The sequence below is a fragment of the Hallella seregens ATCC 51272 genome (assembly GCF_000518545.1).
Lineage (GTDB): Bacteria > Bacteroidota > Bacteroidia > Bacteroidales > Bacteroidaceae > Prevotella > Prevotella seregens.
Genome location: NZ_KI912451.1, coordinates 37,455 through 53,918, shown reverse-complemented (window position 1 = coordinate 53,918; position 16,464 = coordinate 37,455). Strand labels below are relative to the sequence as shown.

The following is a 16,464-nucleotide window of genomic DNA, read 5'->3' as shown; positions in this document are numbered from 1 at the left end:
CACGGCGAGGCTGCCGCCCCGCCATCAGGCCACCACCGGCACGACTCTCTGTCGCCTACGGCCCCACAGATCCACATTTATTTGAAAAACCCCAAAAAGAAAGGCCGCAATCAAGCGGCCTTTCTCGTAAATTGTGTATCTTTGTCCGTTGAAACCAACGCATGACCCAAGATCAAACAGATATGACCTACACCAGAATGACACCCGCCGAGGCGGCATCCCTCATCCACGATCAGGACAAACTGGCCCTAAGCGGCTTCACCCCCAACGGCAATCCCAAGGCCGTATTCCGCGAACTATCCCGCCGTGCCGTCCGCGAGCACGAGTCGGGACGGCCCTTTGCCGTGGGCATCTACACCGGTGCCTCGTCGTGCCAGAGCGTCGAGGGCGACATGGCCAATGCCCACGCCATCGCTTTCCGCGCACCGTTCTCCACCAACAAGGACTTCCGCACCCACACCAACCTGGGCGAAGTGGACTACGAGGACATGCACCTGGGCCACATGAGCGAGCGCATGCGCCACGGATTCTACGGCGAGTTCGACTGGGCCATCCTCGAAGTGAGCGGCATCGACGAGGGCACCGACGAGTGCCGCGCCTACCTCACCACGGCCGGTGGCATCGCCACCACGGCTGCCCGCCTGGCCAAGCGCGTCATCCTGGAGCTCAACACCTTTCACAACCCCAACGCCCGACTGCTCCACGACACCTACGAGCCAGGCGACAACGGCTCGGGGCGGGGCCCGATGAACGTCATCCGGCCCTACGACCGTCTGGGCGAAAACTACATCAGCATCGACCCGAAGAAGATTGTGGGCGTGGTGGAATGCTGCATTCCCGAGGAGGCGCGCGCCTTCAAGGCCGTCGACGAGTTCACCGCCGCCATCGGAAACAACCTGGCCGAGTTCCTCGTGGCCGACCTCAAGGCCGGCCGCATACCGCCCCAGTTCCTGCCCATACAGAGCGGAGTGGGCGCCACGGGCAATGCCGTGCTGGCCGCGCTGGGTACGCATCCGGGCATTCCAAGGTTCAATGTGTACAGCGAAGTGGTGCAGGACGCAGCCATAGACTGGATGCTCAAGGGCAAGATTATCGACGCTTCGGCCACCGCCATGACCGTGACCAACGAGTGTCTGCAGCGCGTTTACGACAACATGGACTACCTGTCGCAGCACCTCACCATCCGCCAATGCGAGGTGGCCAACTCGCCGGAGGTCATCCGCCGACTGGGTGTCATCGCCCTGAACACGGCTCTCGAGTGCGACATCTACGGCAACGAGAACTCCAGCCACGTGTGCGGCTCGGCCCTGATGAACGGCATCGGCGGCTCGTGCGACTACGAGCGCAACGGCTATATCAGCGTCTTCACCACGCCGTCCGTGGCCAAAGGCGGCAAGATTTCGGCCATCGTGCCCATGTGCTGCCACGTGGACTCCACCGAGCACGACGTGGATGTCATCGTGACCGAGCAGGGCGTGGCCGACCTGCGCGGCAAGGGCCCCGTGCGACGCGCCCACGAAATCATCGAGCACTGCGCCCATCCGGACTACCGTCCGCTGCTGCGCGACTACCTGCAGCACGTGGCTCCCGTGGGCCACGAGCCGCAGAGCATGACAGCCGCCCTGGCTTTCCACGACACTTTCTTGCGTAAAGGAGACATGCGACTCACCAATTTCGCCGAATATCTCAAATAGGAGTTCCGGCCCCTGCGCCTCTCACGCTGCGCTTTTGGCCAGCCCCTCCACCAACGCTGCGGCTCTGCGTGAGCCTCAATTTCGGTTTCACGCGGAGCCGCAGAGCTGTTTAAACAGAAGAAAAACTGAAAAACTCCCTCTCTCCGCGGCTCTGCGTGAGGAGCGGCGGGCGGGAGACGAGGAGCCGCAGAGCAGGAAACAGCGTGAGGAAGGGCTCTTAGCCGAGCCCCTCCTGCACCCTGTTACAGTACTGTTGCACCACGTCGAGCATGTCGGGCTCCAGATATGAGCACGCCTTTTCGTAGAATTGCTCGGGAATGTCGTAGAAAGCCTCGGCCAGTGCACCGCAGATAGCCGCCTTGGTGTCGGCGTCGCCGCGTGCCATCACCGCCTTGCGGATGGCGTCTTCAAAGTTCTCACTCTCCAGAAAACAGCGGATGGCCCACGGCACTGTCTCCTGACACGAGGCGTCGAAGTGGCCTTCTGCCCCTATCTTGTAGATGTCGCGCAGCCGCGGCAGCTCGTAGCCAAAATTACGTTTGACGGCACCTTCAATCTCTTCCTTGGTCATGCGGCACGTGCGCAACCAGTAGACGAGCGTGGCGACGCACTGTGCCCCCCTGACGGCCTCCTTGTGCAGATGGCTGCAAATGGTGCAGAGACGGGCCTGGCGCAGCACCTCGTCGTAGTCGTCGAACAGCCAGCCCACGGCCGACACGCGCATGGCCGCCCCGTTTCCCCACGAGTTGTGCGGCGCGGGGTCGGCCGCACGCAGCCACTCTCCGAACATGTCGCCGTAGCCGCCTTTGGGTTGAGGGTAGCGGTTGCCCCAGTCGTGCAGGGCCGTGCGGTAGTCGCGGCCGTTCAGTATAGCGTCGGCCACGGCCACGGTCATCACGGTGTCGTCGGTGTAGTTGCACCGCGGCTTGTCCATAAACAGGTCGAACTGGCTCTCCGGCGTCTCGTCAAACTCGAAACGCGAACCGATGATGTCTCCGATAATTGCTCCAAACATGATAGATGAGTATTGGCTAATGGGTCATAAACTTAGGGTAACAGTGCTGCGACAGAGCCGCCGTGCACCGGCGTTCATCCCGTGAGCATGAACAGAAAAAGGAGTAGTGTGATGGTCTTGCCGGGCTTCATAAGCAGTCTGATAATCCAAAAAGGCCCTGTTTGCCCGCCGCAACAAGGGAGCTGTAGGCGTTGGACCTTGTACTCCGACCGGGAATCGAACCCGGATCAAAGGTTTAGGAAACCTCCGTTCTATCCATTGAACTATCAGAGCCCGTGCTTCATCGCGTCGTCTGTGTCCGTCCAAGGGGCTGGCTGCATCCGTTCGAGGGGCTGCAACGACGCGTCTGCCGTGCAAAGATAAGGCATTTTTCTCGAAATCACAAGAAAACGACCGAAAAACTGTCACGCCGTGATGGCAGTTTCCCCGCTGTCTGTTGGACTTGTGCAGGGACGGTGCACGACGGGCGGGCTACTCGTCAGTGTTGGAAAAGCCTGGCTCCGTGCACCCAAGAAGAGGGCGGACAGGGCCAGGCTGCAAAGGATAGGCTTCGTGCCGGGTCAGGCTTTCCTTCGTGCCGAGTCAGGCTTTCTTTCGTGCCGAATCAGGTTTTTCTGAACTTCTCGGTCTGTTCCCGGATGAGCGCGGCATCGTCAAAATAGTTGATGCGCATGGCCCGACGCACCTCGTCCATGGTCTGGGCGGCCGCCTCGCGGGCGGCATCGGAGCCCCGCTTCAGGATGTTGAATATCTCCGGAATGTCCTGTTCGTACTCCCGGCGGCGGCGGCGAATGGGGTCGAGCATGCGGTCGATGACGCTGTTCAACAGCTTCTTGCACTTCATGTCGCCGATGCCTCCGGCCGTGTAGGCGGCCTTGAGCTCGTCCAGATTGCGGAATTCGGGCCAGAAATCAGCGAAGTCCTGGTCGGTGGAGAAAGCGTCGAGATAGGTGAACACGGCGTTGCCCTCCACGTGTCCGGGGTCTGACACGTTGAGGTGCGTGGGGTCGGTGTACATGCTTTTCACCTTGGCCCACACGGTATCCTTGTCGTCTGAGAGGTAGATGCAGTTGCCGAGGCTCTTCGACATCTTCTCCTTGCCGTCGGTTCCGGGCAGCCGTCGGGCCGTGGCGTTCTCGGGCAGCATGATGCTGGGCTCCACAAGCACGGGCCCGTAAGTCTGGTTAAACCGGTTCACCAGCTCGCGCGTGAGCTCAATCATCGGCTCCTGGTCCTCGCCGACAGGGATAGTTGTAGCCTTGAAGGCCGCGATGTCGGCGGCCTGCGACACGGGGTAGCAGAAGAAACCGAGGGGCACCGACGAGCTCTCGAAGCCGCGCATCTTCACCTCGGTCTTCACCGTGGGGTTGCGTTGCACGCGGCTCACGCTCACGATGTTCATCAGATAGGTGGTGAGTTCGGCCAGCTCGGGTATGCAGCTCTGGATATAAAGCGTGCACTTCCCGGGGTCGAGGCCGGCCGAAAGATAGTCGAGCGCCACCTCGACAATGTTCTGGCGAATCTTCTCGGGGTTGTCGGCGTTGTCGGTCAAGGCCTGTACGTCGGCCATAAAGACGAACATACGCTCGTAGTCGCCCTCGTTTTGCAGCTGCACGCGACGGCGCAGACTGCCTACATAGTGTCCCAGATGGAGCTTGCCCGTAGGGCGGTCACCTGTCAAGATAATCTTTCCCATTATACTGTTTTACGTTCTGTTTGTTCCGTTTGCCGTGCAAAGGTAGCATTATTTCTTCAAAGGGGCCGGCTCGGGGCCCGAAAAATCGCGTGCCGCCGGCCGCGGCACGGGCCTGTTGCCCCAGCCCCACGCCCTGCGGCTCATGTACACAGCCACCGTCTTGAGCCGCACATAGTCCTCGCTCAGGTACATGTAGCCGCCCAGGGCGTTGCCCGTTCCCCAGGAGTTCTTGGCCAGATAGTACCGCCGCCCCCGGCTGTCGCGGGCCAGTCCGCAGAGTTCCATGCAGTGGTCGTCGGTGGTGCGGCGGGCCTCGAAGTCGCGTTGCCGCAGGGCCTGCGCCGAGGCGCCGTCCACCCGGCGGGGCATCGTGGCGATGCCGTCGGCAAAGCAAAAGCCGGGCTCGCTCACGTCGCCCTCCCAGCATACGGGATGACCGGCGCGCAGGGCACGCTCCACATGGCGCATCATCACGCCGAGCGGCACGTTCAGGAAGCTGTCGCGCAGCTGGTTGTCGGGCACTTCCAGCACAAAGGCGCGGCCGAAAGGATGGTGCGTGAAGCTGGTCACGGACAGGTATTCGCCGGGCAGGCACACGCTGTGGGCAAACTCGTGGGGCGTGTATTCGGCCCCAAACATGAACACTGCGCGGGGCACATAGCCCGTCTCGCGGTCGAGCAGGCTCTCCAGCCGCCCGTCGAGCCGGGCCACTGAGCCCGCCCCACGCGCCACCTGCCGCACCTTGCGGGCCAGCACGTCGTAGTTCACGGGCTGGCGGTTGCCGTAGGCATCATGGTCCTCGGCCCCGTAGCGTTGCAGCAATTGCAGGGCCATCGACGCCATGCCGCGCAGCGACACGTCGGCCGTGCGCCGGGTGAAGAAGTAGGTACGGGCCTGGTCGGCGAGCAGCTGCCGCGCCAAATAGTCGGTCGAGAGGTTCACGGAGTCGCCCGCCATGAGGTGTTCCGACTCGATGGTGGCCAGCATGGCATAGAGCCAACACAGGGGGCTGCGGCCCTGATTCTTCACCGGCGTGGTGCGCACCACGGCCTCGTTCCTCATCCCGTCCACGGCCGAGCTCTCGCGGCCGCCCTTTCCCGCCGGGCGCGAGCAGCCGGCCACGAGGGCCAGAACGGTGGCCACCACGGTCGCGCGGGCAGTGATTTGCAGATGCTTCATACCTGCAAAGTTACGAAAAAAGCCGTTTTCGGCTTCACCTTCCTGCCTTTTTTGCTACCTTTGCACCCATGAATTTGCAACCCACCGACTTTGAAATCATGGCCCCCGTGGGCTCCCGCGAGTCGCTTGCGGCCGCCATTCAGGCCGGGGCCGACTCCGTTTACTTCGGCATCGGCCGCCTCAACATGCGGTCGCACAGCGCCAATCACTTCGACATCAACGACCTGCACGAGATTGCCGACACCTGCAACAGCCACGGCATCAAGACTTATCTCACGGTGAACACCGTTATCTACGATGCCGACCTCACGGCCATGCGCGAAATCATCGACGCTGCACGCGCCGCCGGCATCACGGCAGTCATCGCCTCCGACGTGGCCGTGATGGCCTATTGCCGGCAGACCGGCGTGGAGGTGCACCTCTCCACGCAGCTCAACATCAGCAACATCGAGGCCCTGAAGTTCTATGCCCGGTTTGCCGACGTGGCCGTACTGGCCCGCGAACTCAACCTGGAGCAGGTGGCACACATCCACCAAGAGATTGCCAACCAGCACATCTGCGGCCCCCTGGGACAGCCCGTGCGCATCGAAATGTTCTGTCACGGCGCGCTGTGCATGGCCGTCTCGGGCAAGTGCTACATGAGTCTGCACGACGCAAACCGCTCTGCCAACCGCGGCCAGTGCGTGCAGATATGCCGCCGCTCCTACACCGTGACCGACAACGAGACGGGCAACCAGCTGGAGATAGACAACAAATACATCATGAGTCCCAAGGACCTGAAGACCGTACGCTTCATCGACCGCATGATGAAGGCCGGCGTGCGGGTGTTCAAAATCGAGGGGCGCGCCCGCGGGCCGGAGTACGTACACACCGTGGTGCAGTGCTACAAGGAGGCCGTCGGGGCCGTGCTCGACGGCACATTCACCGAAGCGCGCAAGGACGAATGGGACCGCCGGCTGGCCACCGTCTTCAACCGCGGCTTCTGGGACGGCTACTACCAGGGCCAGACCCTGGGCGAATGGAACAAGGGCTACGGCTCGATGGCCACCGAGCGCAAGGTGCTCGTGGGCAAGGTGACCAAGTATTTCTCGCGTCTGGGCGTGGCAGAAATCGCCGTCGAGGCGGCGCCCTTTGCCGTGGGCGACCGTCTGCTCATCACGGGCAACACCACCGGCGCCCTCTATCTCGACGCCACCGAGATACGCTACGAGCTGCAACCTACGCCGCGCGCCGAGCAGGGCTGCCACGTCTCCATCCCCGTGCCGCGCAAGGTGAGGGAGGGTGACAAGTTCTTCAAGATTGAGAGCCTCTCCCGACCCCTCCCGTAGGAGGGGAGGACGACCGCCTGTTTTCCATCGAACACCCACCCCATATGCAGGGCCACACCCGGTGTGTGGCCGTGAACATGCCACAAAACAAACGACATACGCAACATGAATACCGACAACAACCCACAGCACGCATGCCCCGCTCCCACCGGAGAAACCGCAAGCAGCGTGCAATCCATCAACCAACTCCAGGACGAGGTGATCGAACAATTCGCCGATTTCGACGACTGGATGGACAAATACCAGATGCTCATCGACCTGGGCAACGACCTGGCACCCCTCGACGACCGCTACAAGACCGAGCAAAACCTCATTGACGGCTGCCAGAGCCGCGTGTGGCTGCAGTGCGACCACGTGGACGGCCGGCTTGTTTTCGCCGCCGACAGCGACGCACTCATCGTCAAGGGCATCATTGCCCTGCTCATTCGGGTCATCAGCGGCCACACGCCGCAGGAGATTCTCGATGCCGACCTCTACTTCATCGAGCGCATCGGACTGCGCGAGCACCTCTCCCCCACCCGCAGCAACGGGCTGCTGGCCATGGTCAAGAAGGTCAAGGCCTACGCTCTTGCTTTCAGCATGCAGCCCTGACACGCCATGCGCAAGCTCAAGACCATCGAGATGCGGCGGCTCTCGCTCGAACAGTTCCGCGAGGCGCCGAAGCTGCCGCTCGTCGTCGTGCTCGACGACGTGCGCAGCCTTTACAACGTGGGCAGCGTGTTCCGCTCGTGCGATGCCTTTCGGGTCGAGGCTGTTTACCTGTGCGGCATCACCGCCTGTCCGCCCCATGCCGAGATTCACAAGACGGCCCTGGGCGGCGAAGACTCCGTGGCATGGCGTTATTTCGCCCATGCCGACGATGCCGTGCACGAGTTGCACCGGCGCGGATACCACGTCTACAGCATTGAGCAGGTGGAGGGTTCCACCAAGCTCCAGCAGCTCGGCGAGTCACTTCGCGCGCAATCTTCCTCGTCCCTTGAGGGAACATGCGGGCAGGAAGAAGCCCAAAGTCCGTCCTTTGCGGGGGTGCGGGGGCAGGCTGTGGTCTTCGGCAACGAGGTGAAGGGCGTGCACCAGAGCGTGGTCGACCTGTGCGACGGCTGCCTGGAGATACCCCAGTTTGGCACCAAACACTCGCTCAACGTCAGCGTCACGGCCGGCATCGTGGTCTGGGAGTTTGCCCGCCATCTGCTTTTGGACAAGGACACGCCCCAGCCATAAGGGGCCACCGCCAAAGCTCAGGGCCACCTTCGTTTTGGCTTCAATCCACCTTTATTCCGGCTCCCGCCGGCATTCGTTTCACCACCACGCCGTTTTCACCCCGCGTCCGCGCCGTTTTCGCGATGCGATTACGGTGTTTTCGTCTTGCGTCCACGCCGTTATCGCGATGCGTTTACGGCGTGGTTGTTTTGTCCCCACGCCGTGGCCGTTTCCATATCCCGCCGCCATCACCCCACGCCAATACCGTACCAACCGGATCAGACCTGGTAAAAAACGTTAAACTCTACGCTCCATGGCCCCCGTTCCAACATTTTGACCTACCTTTGTCACGCAAACTAATCTACGGCACCAACGGCCCGACCCACATCGTCGCGGCCCGACCGCTCACATCAAGCACCATCAATATTTACCTCTTAATAATAACATGCCTATGAAGAAACTGTTTACAATCACAGCAGTATGCCTGTCGCTGGCCGCCAACGCCACCGCACAGACCCGAAAAACCTGGGACCTGACTAAGGGTTTCAGCGCCACTTCCATGTACTATCTGCAGCAGGATGCCGCAGCAGGAACGAACTGGGTGGACAAGAAAACCGAGAAGAACCCCGTGTATTTTGAATCGAAAGCCCGCAAGGCCGGGCCGCTGACGGCCACCGTGAACGGCAACGCCGTGACCATTCACGAGACCGAGGGACTCGTCTTCAACGCCACGGGGGCCGCCCATCTCAACATCTACTCCAACGCCGAAGGCCAGTGCTGCATCTGGCTCAACGGCAAGAAAGCACAGGACCAGCTGGTCATTCCCAAGGTGCCGGCCGGCGAGAAGATCACCATCGACTACGAGACCCACAAGGCCAACGAGGCCCGCGGCTTCAAAAGCATCACCGACGGCTTCGTGGATGCCGCAGACGGCGGCAAGAAGCAGTGGACCACCAAGACGCGCGACACGGCCGTCGTGGTGAACAACAGCGGCAGCGACGCCGACTATACCATCCAGGCCACCAGCGGTTTCCACATCTATTCCATCGTCATCGGGCAGGGCGACGACCCCAACGACTCGAAAGAAAAGGTGGGATATGTCTATTCCGGCGAGCTCTCGGCCGACCTGGCCTATGCCCTGCTCTCGGCCGACGACGAGCTGCTGGTGACCCCGCTCGACGCCTCCACCACGCTCACGCGTGAGCAGCTGCAGGGCTTCGACCTGAATGTGCTCAGCTCCACCATCCCGGCCGACAATGCCAACGTGGGCCTGCTCAAGGAGGTGCAGCCCTTTGTGCCCACCCTCAACCTCAACGCCCGTCTCTACAACGCCTGGGGCTACGGCGAGGCCGTGCCCACCGAGCAGGTGGCCGGTGTCACCGGCAAGCCGGGGCTGCCGCTGTTCAACGGGCTCGACCTCATCGACGGCTCCGATGCCGGCCTCGGCGAAAACGAGAAAGCCCTGGCTTTCTCCACCGAAGCTCCCATCACGGGCGTGCGTCTCGGGGCCTACTATGCCGGCGACGACACGCTGGCCACGGTGCTCGGACAGCCCGACGTGGTGGCCATTCACCAGCACAACATCAGCCACAACGGCTACCTCTACCTGCCCCTCTCGGCCGAAGTGCTGGCCTCGGGCTACAACGCCGGAGCGTTGCTGGACAACGCCATCAGCATGCTCACGGCCTCGAAGGCCGCCATCACCGCCACGACGCTGCCCGCTTTCAGCGTGCACTACGCCCAGCAGCAGGCCACGGTGACCATCGGCACGGCCGAGCCCTACGCCCAAATCTACTACACCACCGACGGCAGCGAGCCCGCCATCGGCACCGGCACGCGCTACGACGGTCCCTTCACGCTCACACAAGCATGCACCGTGCGCGCCGTCGCCCAGGGACAGGGCTATGAACCCAGCCTCGTGGCCGACACGCTCATACGCATGTACAACCAGGCCGAACGCCCCGTCATCAGCGTGAGCCAGGCCGACGATGCCGCCACCATCACCCTGAGCTGCGCCACCGAGGGCACGCAGATCTGGTACAACATGGGGGCTTCGGCCGACACCGTGCAGTCGCAGAAGTATGCCGGCCCCTTTGTCATCAACGACCATGCCGTGCTCACGGTCTTTGCCACGAGCCCCGACTACGTGCCCTCCGAGCTCGTCACGAAAGAGATTTTTGTGCAGAACGACAAGGTCTACATCGACATTGCCAGCCACTTCGACGCCAGTGCCGTCTATGGTGGAACCAACGGCAAGGGCATGTTCTCCTGGGGCACCGGGGCCGTGAGCCAGGCCGACACGTCGGCCGAACCCATCGGAACCAAGACCGATGACGACGGCATTGAGAGCCCCGTCTATCCCGACCGCAAGCCCGAAACGTTCCCTGCCGACCTCACGGGCGTGGAGTGGTTCCTCGCCTCGCAGGGGCAGTCGATGGTTTGGCAGAACATTGCCCCGGGCAAGAGCGTGGGCGACCCCAACGGCTACAATCCCCTGTCGGCCGCAGACCTCGACACACTGTGCACCAAGAACGACGTGCAGTTCTACAAATTCGTCTCCGGCGAGTACAATGCACGCATCCAGAGCACCCGCACTTTCCGGGGGCCGTTCGACCTCGTGGCCTTCCTGGGCAACGCCAACAGCACGGGCAACGTGCAGCGCATGGGCTTCGAGACCTCGGCCGACGGCCAGACATGGACGCTCACGGGCGACACCGTGGTCGTTGCCCAGCCCCAACGGCTGTGGAAAAAGGTCACCGTGGGCTACCGCGGCACCGACGAGGTGTACGTGCGGCTGCGCCAGCTCTCGGGCAACTCCGGCTGTCAGGTCTACGACATCTACGTGATGGCCAACGGCGAGAAGTCCAAACAGCGCGAGGCCGAGCTGCGTGAGGCCTACCTCACCGGCATCGACGTGCTGCCCGCACCCGACGCCCGCGCCACCGTGCGCGCCGTCTACAACCTCAACGGCGTGCGCCTGCCCGCCCTGCAGCGCGGCATCAACATCGTGCGCATGAGCGACGGCACCACCCGCAAGGTCGTGAAGCGATAACCGAGCAGGGGGAGAAGAGCCATCTTCTCCCCCTCTCGTCTTCTCCAAGTCCGCCTCCGCGCACCCTCATCCTCCCCCATAATATCCCTCATCCTCCCCTATAATATCCCTCATCCTCCCCTATAATATCCCTCATCCTCCCCTATTACCTCCTATCTCCTCTTATCATCTCCCATCCCTTCCTATAACCTCTCATCCCCTCCCAACCACTCATGAACCATCTTTACTCCCTCCTCTTTCCCTTTCTGCTCTCTGCACCCGCCGCCGCACAGCTGCCGGCCTTTCCCGGCGCTGAGGGCTTCGGCGCCCTGGCCACCGGCGGACGCGCCAGCCGCACCGTGGTGCACGTGACCAACCTCAATGCCACAGGCCCCGGTTCGCTGGCCGAAGCCCTCAACGGCAGCAACCGCATCGTGGTGTTCGACGTGGGCGGCATCATCCGCCTGTCGCCCAGCCAGATGGTCTCCATCGACCGGCACAGCAACATCACCGTGCTCGGACAGACCGCTCCGGGCGACGGCATCACCATCTACGGCAACCGCGTGCTCATCCGCAACTGCTCCAACGTCATCTTCCAATACGTCCGCATGCGCGGCTCCATCCGTATGGCACGCTCCGGCTGCACGCTCACCATGGACGGTGCGGAGAACGTAATCCTCGACCATTGCTCCATTTCGTGGGGCCGATGGGACAATGTTCACATCAAGAATGCCAACAACATCACCTGGCAAAACTGCATCATCGCCGAGGGAATAGACCCGCAACGCTTCGGGGCCATCACCGACGGCACGCGCAACTGGACCATCAGCCACTGCCTTTGGGCCAACAACAAGAGCCGCAATCCCAAGATGAAGTGCTACGCCCAGATGGTGAACTCCGTGGTCTACAACGGCGGAAACGGCGTGGTGGGCGGCCACTCGGCAGCCGACAACTACCAGGACCTCGTCAACAACTACTTCATTGCCGGGCCGCAGGGCGGCAGCAGCTACAGCCAGTGGACGGCCACCGACCACCTTTACCAGCGCGGCAACCTGATGGATGCCGACCGCGACGGCCAGCTCAACGGCACGCCCTACACCAATACCGGCTGCACCGACATGGATTCGCCCCGTCACAGTCCCGCCGTTCCCGTGACGGTGGAGACGCCCGAGGCCGCCTACGCCGCGGTGCTGGCCCAAGCCGGCTGCAGCCGCGTCCGCGACACACACGACCTGCGCCTCGTCAACCAGCTGAAAAGTCTGGGCACCGAGGGCCGCATCATCGACTCCGAGGAGGACGTGGGCGGCATCGGCACGCTCAATGGAGGACAGGCACCCGTCGACACCGACCGCGACGGCATACCCGACGACTGGGAGAAAGCCCACGGGCTCAACCCCGACGATGCGGCCGACGCCGTGGCCGACGCGCCCGACGGCTACCTCTGGATAGAGCATTATGCCCATTCGCTGACGGCCACAACCTCGGCGCTCGCCTACCCCATGGACGTGAAGGTGACCCGGCTGGGCGGCGATGCCACCACGGCGGCCGTGAGCTGGACCAACGCCGACGACCGCGCCACGGCCGTTCTACTGGAAATGAGCACCGACGGCGGCCCCTTTGTTCAAATCGATTCTCTGCCCGCCCGCTCCACTTTCCGCACGGTCACGGGCCTCGACCCCGACAAGATGTACAGCTTTCGACTGCGCACAACCGACGGCCGGAACCGTTCCGCCTATTCCGCCGTCGTCTCCATCAACGAGCCGGAGGGCATGCTTCCCGGCGGCGGAACGCCGGCCGACACAGAGGTGCTGCGCCCCGCCGAGGGCAGGCTCTACCGCATCATCTGCTATGCCAGCCGCTACTTCAACAGCGGGGCCAACATCAACGGCCCCGCGCAATACCTCACTGCGGGCAGCCACAACGGCCACACCACCCTGAACGCCACCACCAACTTCGACTGGCAAGACCCCGCCCTGCTCTGGTCCATCACGCAAGACGCCGCCGATCCCACGCGCTACAGCATCCGTACCTACAGCCGTAACCTCTGCCTGGCCCCCGTCATGACCGACGAATACATCACGCTCGACAGCACGTTGGCCGCCTCCTACAACATCACTTTCGTGGGCAACTACCAGCCGGCACAGTCGGGCCGCAAGGAGCCGCTGGCCTTCTTCCGCATCAATTCGCCCGACAACCAAGGCTTTCAAGTGCGTGGCCGCTCGGCCTCGCAGTGGCTCTGGGGCAGCGGCACGGTGGTGCGCGCCGACATGATATTCACCTTTCAGCCCGTCAGCAACGGACTCGTCACCCCCACTCAAGTGCTCACACCTCGCACCAACAGTGCGAAAACACCGCAAGACAATGCTTGGTACACGCTGCAAGGCCTCCGCGTGAGCCGTCCCGCCCACGGCATCTACATCCACCGGGGGCGCGTCACAGTGCTGCGATAAACCTACACTCAACACAAAAAACAATGAAAAAACAAACTGTTTCTCTCCTTGCCGGTCTACTGATGGGCACGCTGCCTGTGTGGCCCGGCCATGTTTTCATATCGCCCACAGGCAACGACGCCACCGGCAATGGCTCGTTCGACAAGCCGTATGCCACCCTGCCCAAGGCTTTTTCGCGCATGGCTCCTTTCGTCACAGACACGCTGTGGATTCGCGGCGGCACCTACAAGGTGACCGAAGAACAGGTGATGGCCACCAAGGAAAAAGTGTATGCGGCCGTCTTCGACCTGAACAAGAACGGCACAAAGACGCGCCCTCTTTGCATCATGGCCTATCCGGGCGACGAGCGTCCCGTGTTCGACTTCAGTCTGGTGAAGCCTGCCGGCAAGCGTGTCAGCGCGTTCTACATGGACGGCAACCACCTGCATCTCAAAGGATTCGACATCGTTGGGGTACAGGTCACCATCACCACGCACACCCAGAGCGAAGGAGTGAGCTTCCGGCAGAACGTGGCCCACAACATCGTCGAGGACATACGCATACACGACGGCATGGGCATCGGCGTGTATATGACCAAGGGACACGACAACCTCATCCTCAATTGCGATGCCTACAACAACTACGACACCGTGTCAGAAAACGGAAGAGGAGGCAACAGCGACGGCTTCGGCTGCCACGTGGCGGCTTCCAATACGGGCAATGTGTTCCGTGGATGCAGGGCCTGGCGCAACTCGGACGACGGGTTTGACCTCATCAACTGCTACGCTCCGGTTACTTTCGACCACTGCTGGGCGTGGGAAAACGGCTACGACGCCAGCCTCAAGAACCGGGCAGACGGCAACGGATTCAAGGCCGGAGGCTATGGCAAGCAGGTGCAGAAAGCCGATTTCGAGGCTCCGCGGCACACCATCAGCCACTGCCTGGCATGGGCCAACAAGAGCAATGGATTCTATGCAAACCACCATTTGGGCGGCTGCAACTGGATCAACAACACGGCCTACGCCAACGGAAGATACAACTATAATCTCGTGAACCAGCAGTCGTGGGACAACGCCACCGACGTGCCCGGCTACAATCACACCGTGCGCAACTGCTTGAGTTTCCAAGCAAGGAGAGGCGAATACACCAACATTGACAAGTCAAGATGCACGCTCGAGAACAACAGCTTCCTGCCAACGCTCGTGCGTGTAACCACAGACGACTTTGAAAGTCTGGATGCTTCTCTCCTCTATGCCGAACGGTTGCCCGACGGCAGCCTGCCCGACATCGGCTTTCTGAAAGTCAAGCCCGGCACCGCACCCTACGCTTCATCGCTGGGCTATCAGTTTTCCACCACTTCTACAGGCATTCCCATTCCGCGCGCCACCCCGGTTTCTGATGGCCCTGAAGCCGACTGGTACACACTGCAAGGCGTTCGCGTGAGCCGTCCCACCCACGGCATCTACATCCACCAAGGCCGCATCACGGTGCGGCGATAGGCTCCCCACAGCTGCTTTTGCCAGTGAAGTCCGGCCAGGCGTGCACCATTCGCACCCTGACCGGACTTCGCTTGTATGCCCTCTTCCGCCCCGCCAAACCGCCTTGAAACAAAAAAAATGGCCGGACGGGGGTTGGGAAACGGGCCGGCCGACCGTTATAAGAACAACGTTGCACCCACAAAGACATGACGCATACCCCTCAAGCCCATTCCGCAGAAAGCCGCACGACAGCCACAGAACGGCTGTTTCGCGCCCACTACGGCCGTCTGTTCCGGCTCGCCGTGGCCCTGCTCCACGACGAAGAAGAGGCCCGCGACGTGGTGGGCGAGGTGTTTGCGCGGATGCTCGACGGCCGGGACAGCTGCTGCACGCTGCCTTATCTGCTCGTGAGCACGCGCAATCGGTGCCTCGATCTCATCAGTCACAAGCGCGTGGGCGACCGGCTGCGGCGGCTGCTTACGGCCGAGACGGCCCCCGATCTATCGCCTACAGACATCATCGATGCCCGCTACAACGAGCTGCTCCGGCAGGTTGACACGCTGCTCTCGCCCAAGACACGCAAGGTGTTCCGGCTGCGCTGCGACGAGCAATGCAGCTACAAGGCCATCGCTGCACGCCTGAACATCAGCGAGGCAGCCGTCTACAAGCACCTGCGCCAGGCGGTGACACAACTCAAAGCCCACTTTAATCCCGACCGATATGAACGCTAACGACAGCCTCGACAGGCTGCTCGACGCCCTCGAGCACCCCGACCACTACACCGAAGAAGAGCTGCAAAGTCTGCTCCGTGACGAGGAGACAAGGGCCGGATACCAGCTGCTGGCCGATGCCGCCAGCGCCTACCGCCGTGCGCGGACGGCCCCGGAGCTTTCGGCCGAGACGCTCGACGACGAATGGCGACGGCTGACAGGCCGTGTCCCTATAGCCGCAACGGCAGCCGACAAGACGGGCGAGGGCGTGGTTCCGACGCGTCGCCGCTGGCACATGGCGGCCGTTGGCGGCGCCGTGCTGTGCGTGTCGGGACTGGCATGGGCCGCCATCCACATCGCCCGCCACACGCCACCGCATCCACTTCCCAAGGCTCCCGCAGCCGTTGCGTGCCTCGATTCGGCTGCCACGACCCCATCGGCCGCTCCCGACACGGCCCTGCTCCCGCAGCCCGCACCCGCTCCCCGCCATCAGTTTGACAACGCGAGGCTGGGCGACATCGTGCAGAAAATGGCCGAATACTACCGTCTTCGCACCGCCTGCCACAACGACGAGGCGGCCCAACTGCGCCTGCATTACCTCTGGGACGGCGGCCAACCGGTGGAGAAAGCCGTGGAGACGCTGAACCGATTTGAGAAAGTGAACCTGACTTTTGCCGACAGCACCATCACCATCAACTGACCGC

General features: G+C 62.4%; 12 protein-coding genes and 1 tRNA gene. 9 read left to right on the top strand and 4 right to left on the bottom strand.

Features of this window, described 5'->3' with window-relative positions; genetic code table 11:
* Positions 1 to 182 precede the first annotated feature (182 nt).
* The gene (locus tag L888_RS0111365) at positions 183 to 1,694 is read left to right on the top strand and encodes an acetyl-CoA hydrolase/transferase C-terminal domain-containing protein (protein WP_027952974.1); all 1,512 of its coding nucleotides are present in this window, start codon (positions 183 to 185) and stop codon (positions 1,692 to 1,694) included.
* Between the two features lie 217 nt (positions 1,695 to 1,911).
* Here the strand turns inward: L888_RS0111365 and L888_RS0111360 are convergent, their stop codons facing one another.
* The 4 genes from L888_RS0111360 to L888_RS0111345 form a co-directional block, all read right to left on the bottom strand.
* Positions 1,912 to 2,709 (bottom strand): ADP-ribosylglycohydrolase family protein, encoded by a 798-nt coding sequence (locus L888_RS0111360; protein ID WP_027952973.1) that lies wholly within the window; start codon positions 2,707 to 2,709, stop codon positions 1,912 to 1,914.
* Positions 2,710 to 2,910: 201 nt separating this feature from the next.
* Positions 2,911 to 2,982 (bottom strand) — tRNA-Arg (locus tag L888_RS0111355).
* Positions 2,983 to 3,313: 331 nt separating this feature from the next.
* A complete protein-coding gene (gene trpS / locus L888_RS0111350) occupies positions 3,314 to 4,405 on the bottom strand; it encodes a tryptophan--tRNA ligase (protein ID WP_027952972.1) in 1,092 nt (363 codons plus the stop codon).
* A gap of 48 nt (positions 4,406 to 4,453) precedes the next feature.
* A complete protein-coding gene (locus L888_RS0111345) occupies positions 4,454 to 5,584 on the bottom strand; it encodes a C1 family peptidase (protein WP_027952971.1) in 1,131 nt (376 codons plus the stop codon).
* A 68-nt stretch (positions 5,585 to 5,652) separates the two neighbouring features.
* Here L888_RS0111345 and L888_RS0111340 point away from each other — a divergent pair, with 68 nt between their 5' ends.
* The 8 genes from L888_RS0111340 to L888_RS0111305 all read left to right on the top strand — a co-directional run bounded on the left by L888_RS0111340 (position 5,653) and on the right by L888_RS0111305 (position 16,460).
* The gene (locus L888_RS0111340) at positions 5,653 to 6,912 is read left to right on the top strand and encodes a peptidase U32 family protein (protein WP_005845431.1); all 1,260 of its coding nucleotides are present in this window, start codon (positions 5,653 to 5,655) and stop codon (positions 6,910 to 6,912) included.
* 105 nt (positions 6,913 to 7,017) lie between these two features.
* The gene (locus L888_RS0111335) at positions 7,018 to 7,503 is read left to right on the top strand and encodes a SufE family protein (protein WP_005845429.1); all 486 of its coding nucleotides are present in this window, start codon (positions 7,018 to 7,020) and stop codon (positions 7,501 to 7,503) included.
* Positions 7,504 to 7,509: 6 nt separating this feature from the next.
* The gene (locus L888_RS0111330) at positions 7,510 to 8,133 is read left to right on the top strand and encodes an RNA methyltransferase (protein WP_005845427.1); all 624 of its coding nucleotides are present in this window, start codon (positions 7,510 to 7,512) and stop codon (positions 8,131 to 8,133) included.
* 430 nt (positions 8,134 to 8,563) lie between these two features.
* Positions 8,564 to 11,164 (top strand): chitobiase/beta-hexosaminidase C-terminal domain-containing protein, encoded by a 2,601-nt coding sequence (locus L888_RS0111325; RefSeq protein WP_245594876.1) that lies wholly within the window; start codon positions 8,564 to 8,566, stop codon positions 11,162 to 11,164.
* A 212-nt stretch (positions 11,165 to 11,376) separates the two neighbouring features.
* Entirely contained in the window at positions 11,377 to 13,593 is a 2,217-nt protein-coding gene (locus L888_RS0111320) for a hypothetical protein (RefSeq protein ID WP_027952968.1), read from the top strand.
* A gap of 23 nt (positions 13,594 to 13,616) precedes the next feature.
* Positions 13,617 to 15,071 (top strand): right-handed parallel beta-helix repeat-containing protein, encoded by a 1,455-nt coding sequence (locus L888_RS0111315; RefSeq protein ID WP_027952967.1) that lies wholly within the window; start codon positions 13,617 to 13,619, stop codon positions 15,069 to 15,071.
* Positions 15,072 to 15,256: 185 nt separating this feature from the next.
* Entirely contained in the window at positions 15,257 to 15,781 is a 525-nt protein-coding gene (locus tag L888_RS0111310) for a sigma-70 family RNA polymerase sigma factor (RefSeq protein WP_005845421.1), read from the top strand.
* Entirely contained in the window at positions 15,771 to 16,460 is a 690-nt protein-coding gene (locus L888_RS0111305) for a FecR family protein (RefSeq protein WP_027952965.1), read from the top strand. The genes L888_RS0111310 and L888_RS0111305 overlap by 11 nt, the downstream gene beginning before the upstream one ends.
* Positions 16,461 to 16,464: the final 4 nt, after the last annotated feature.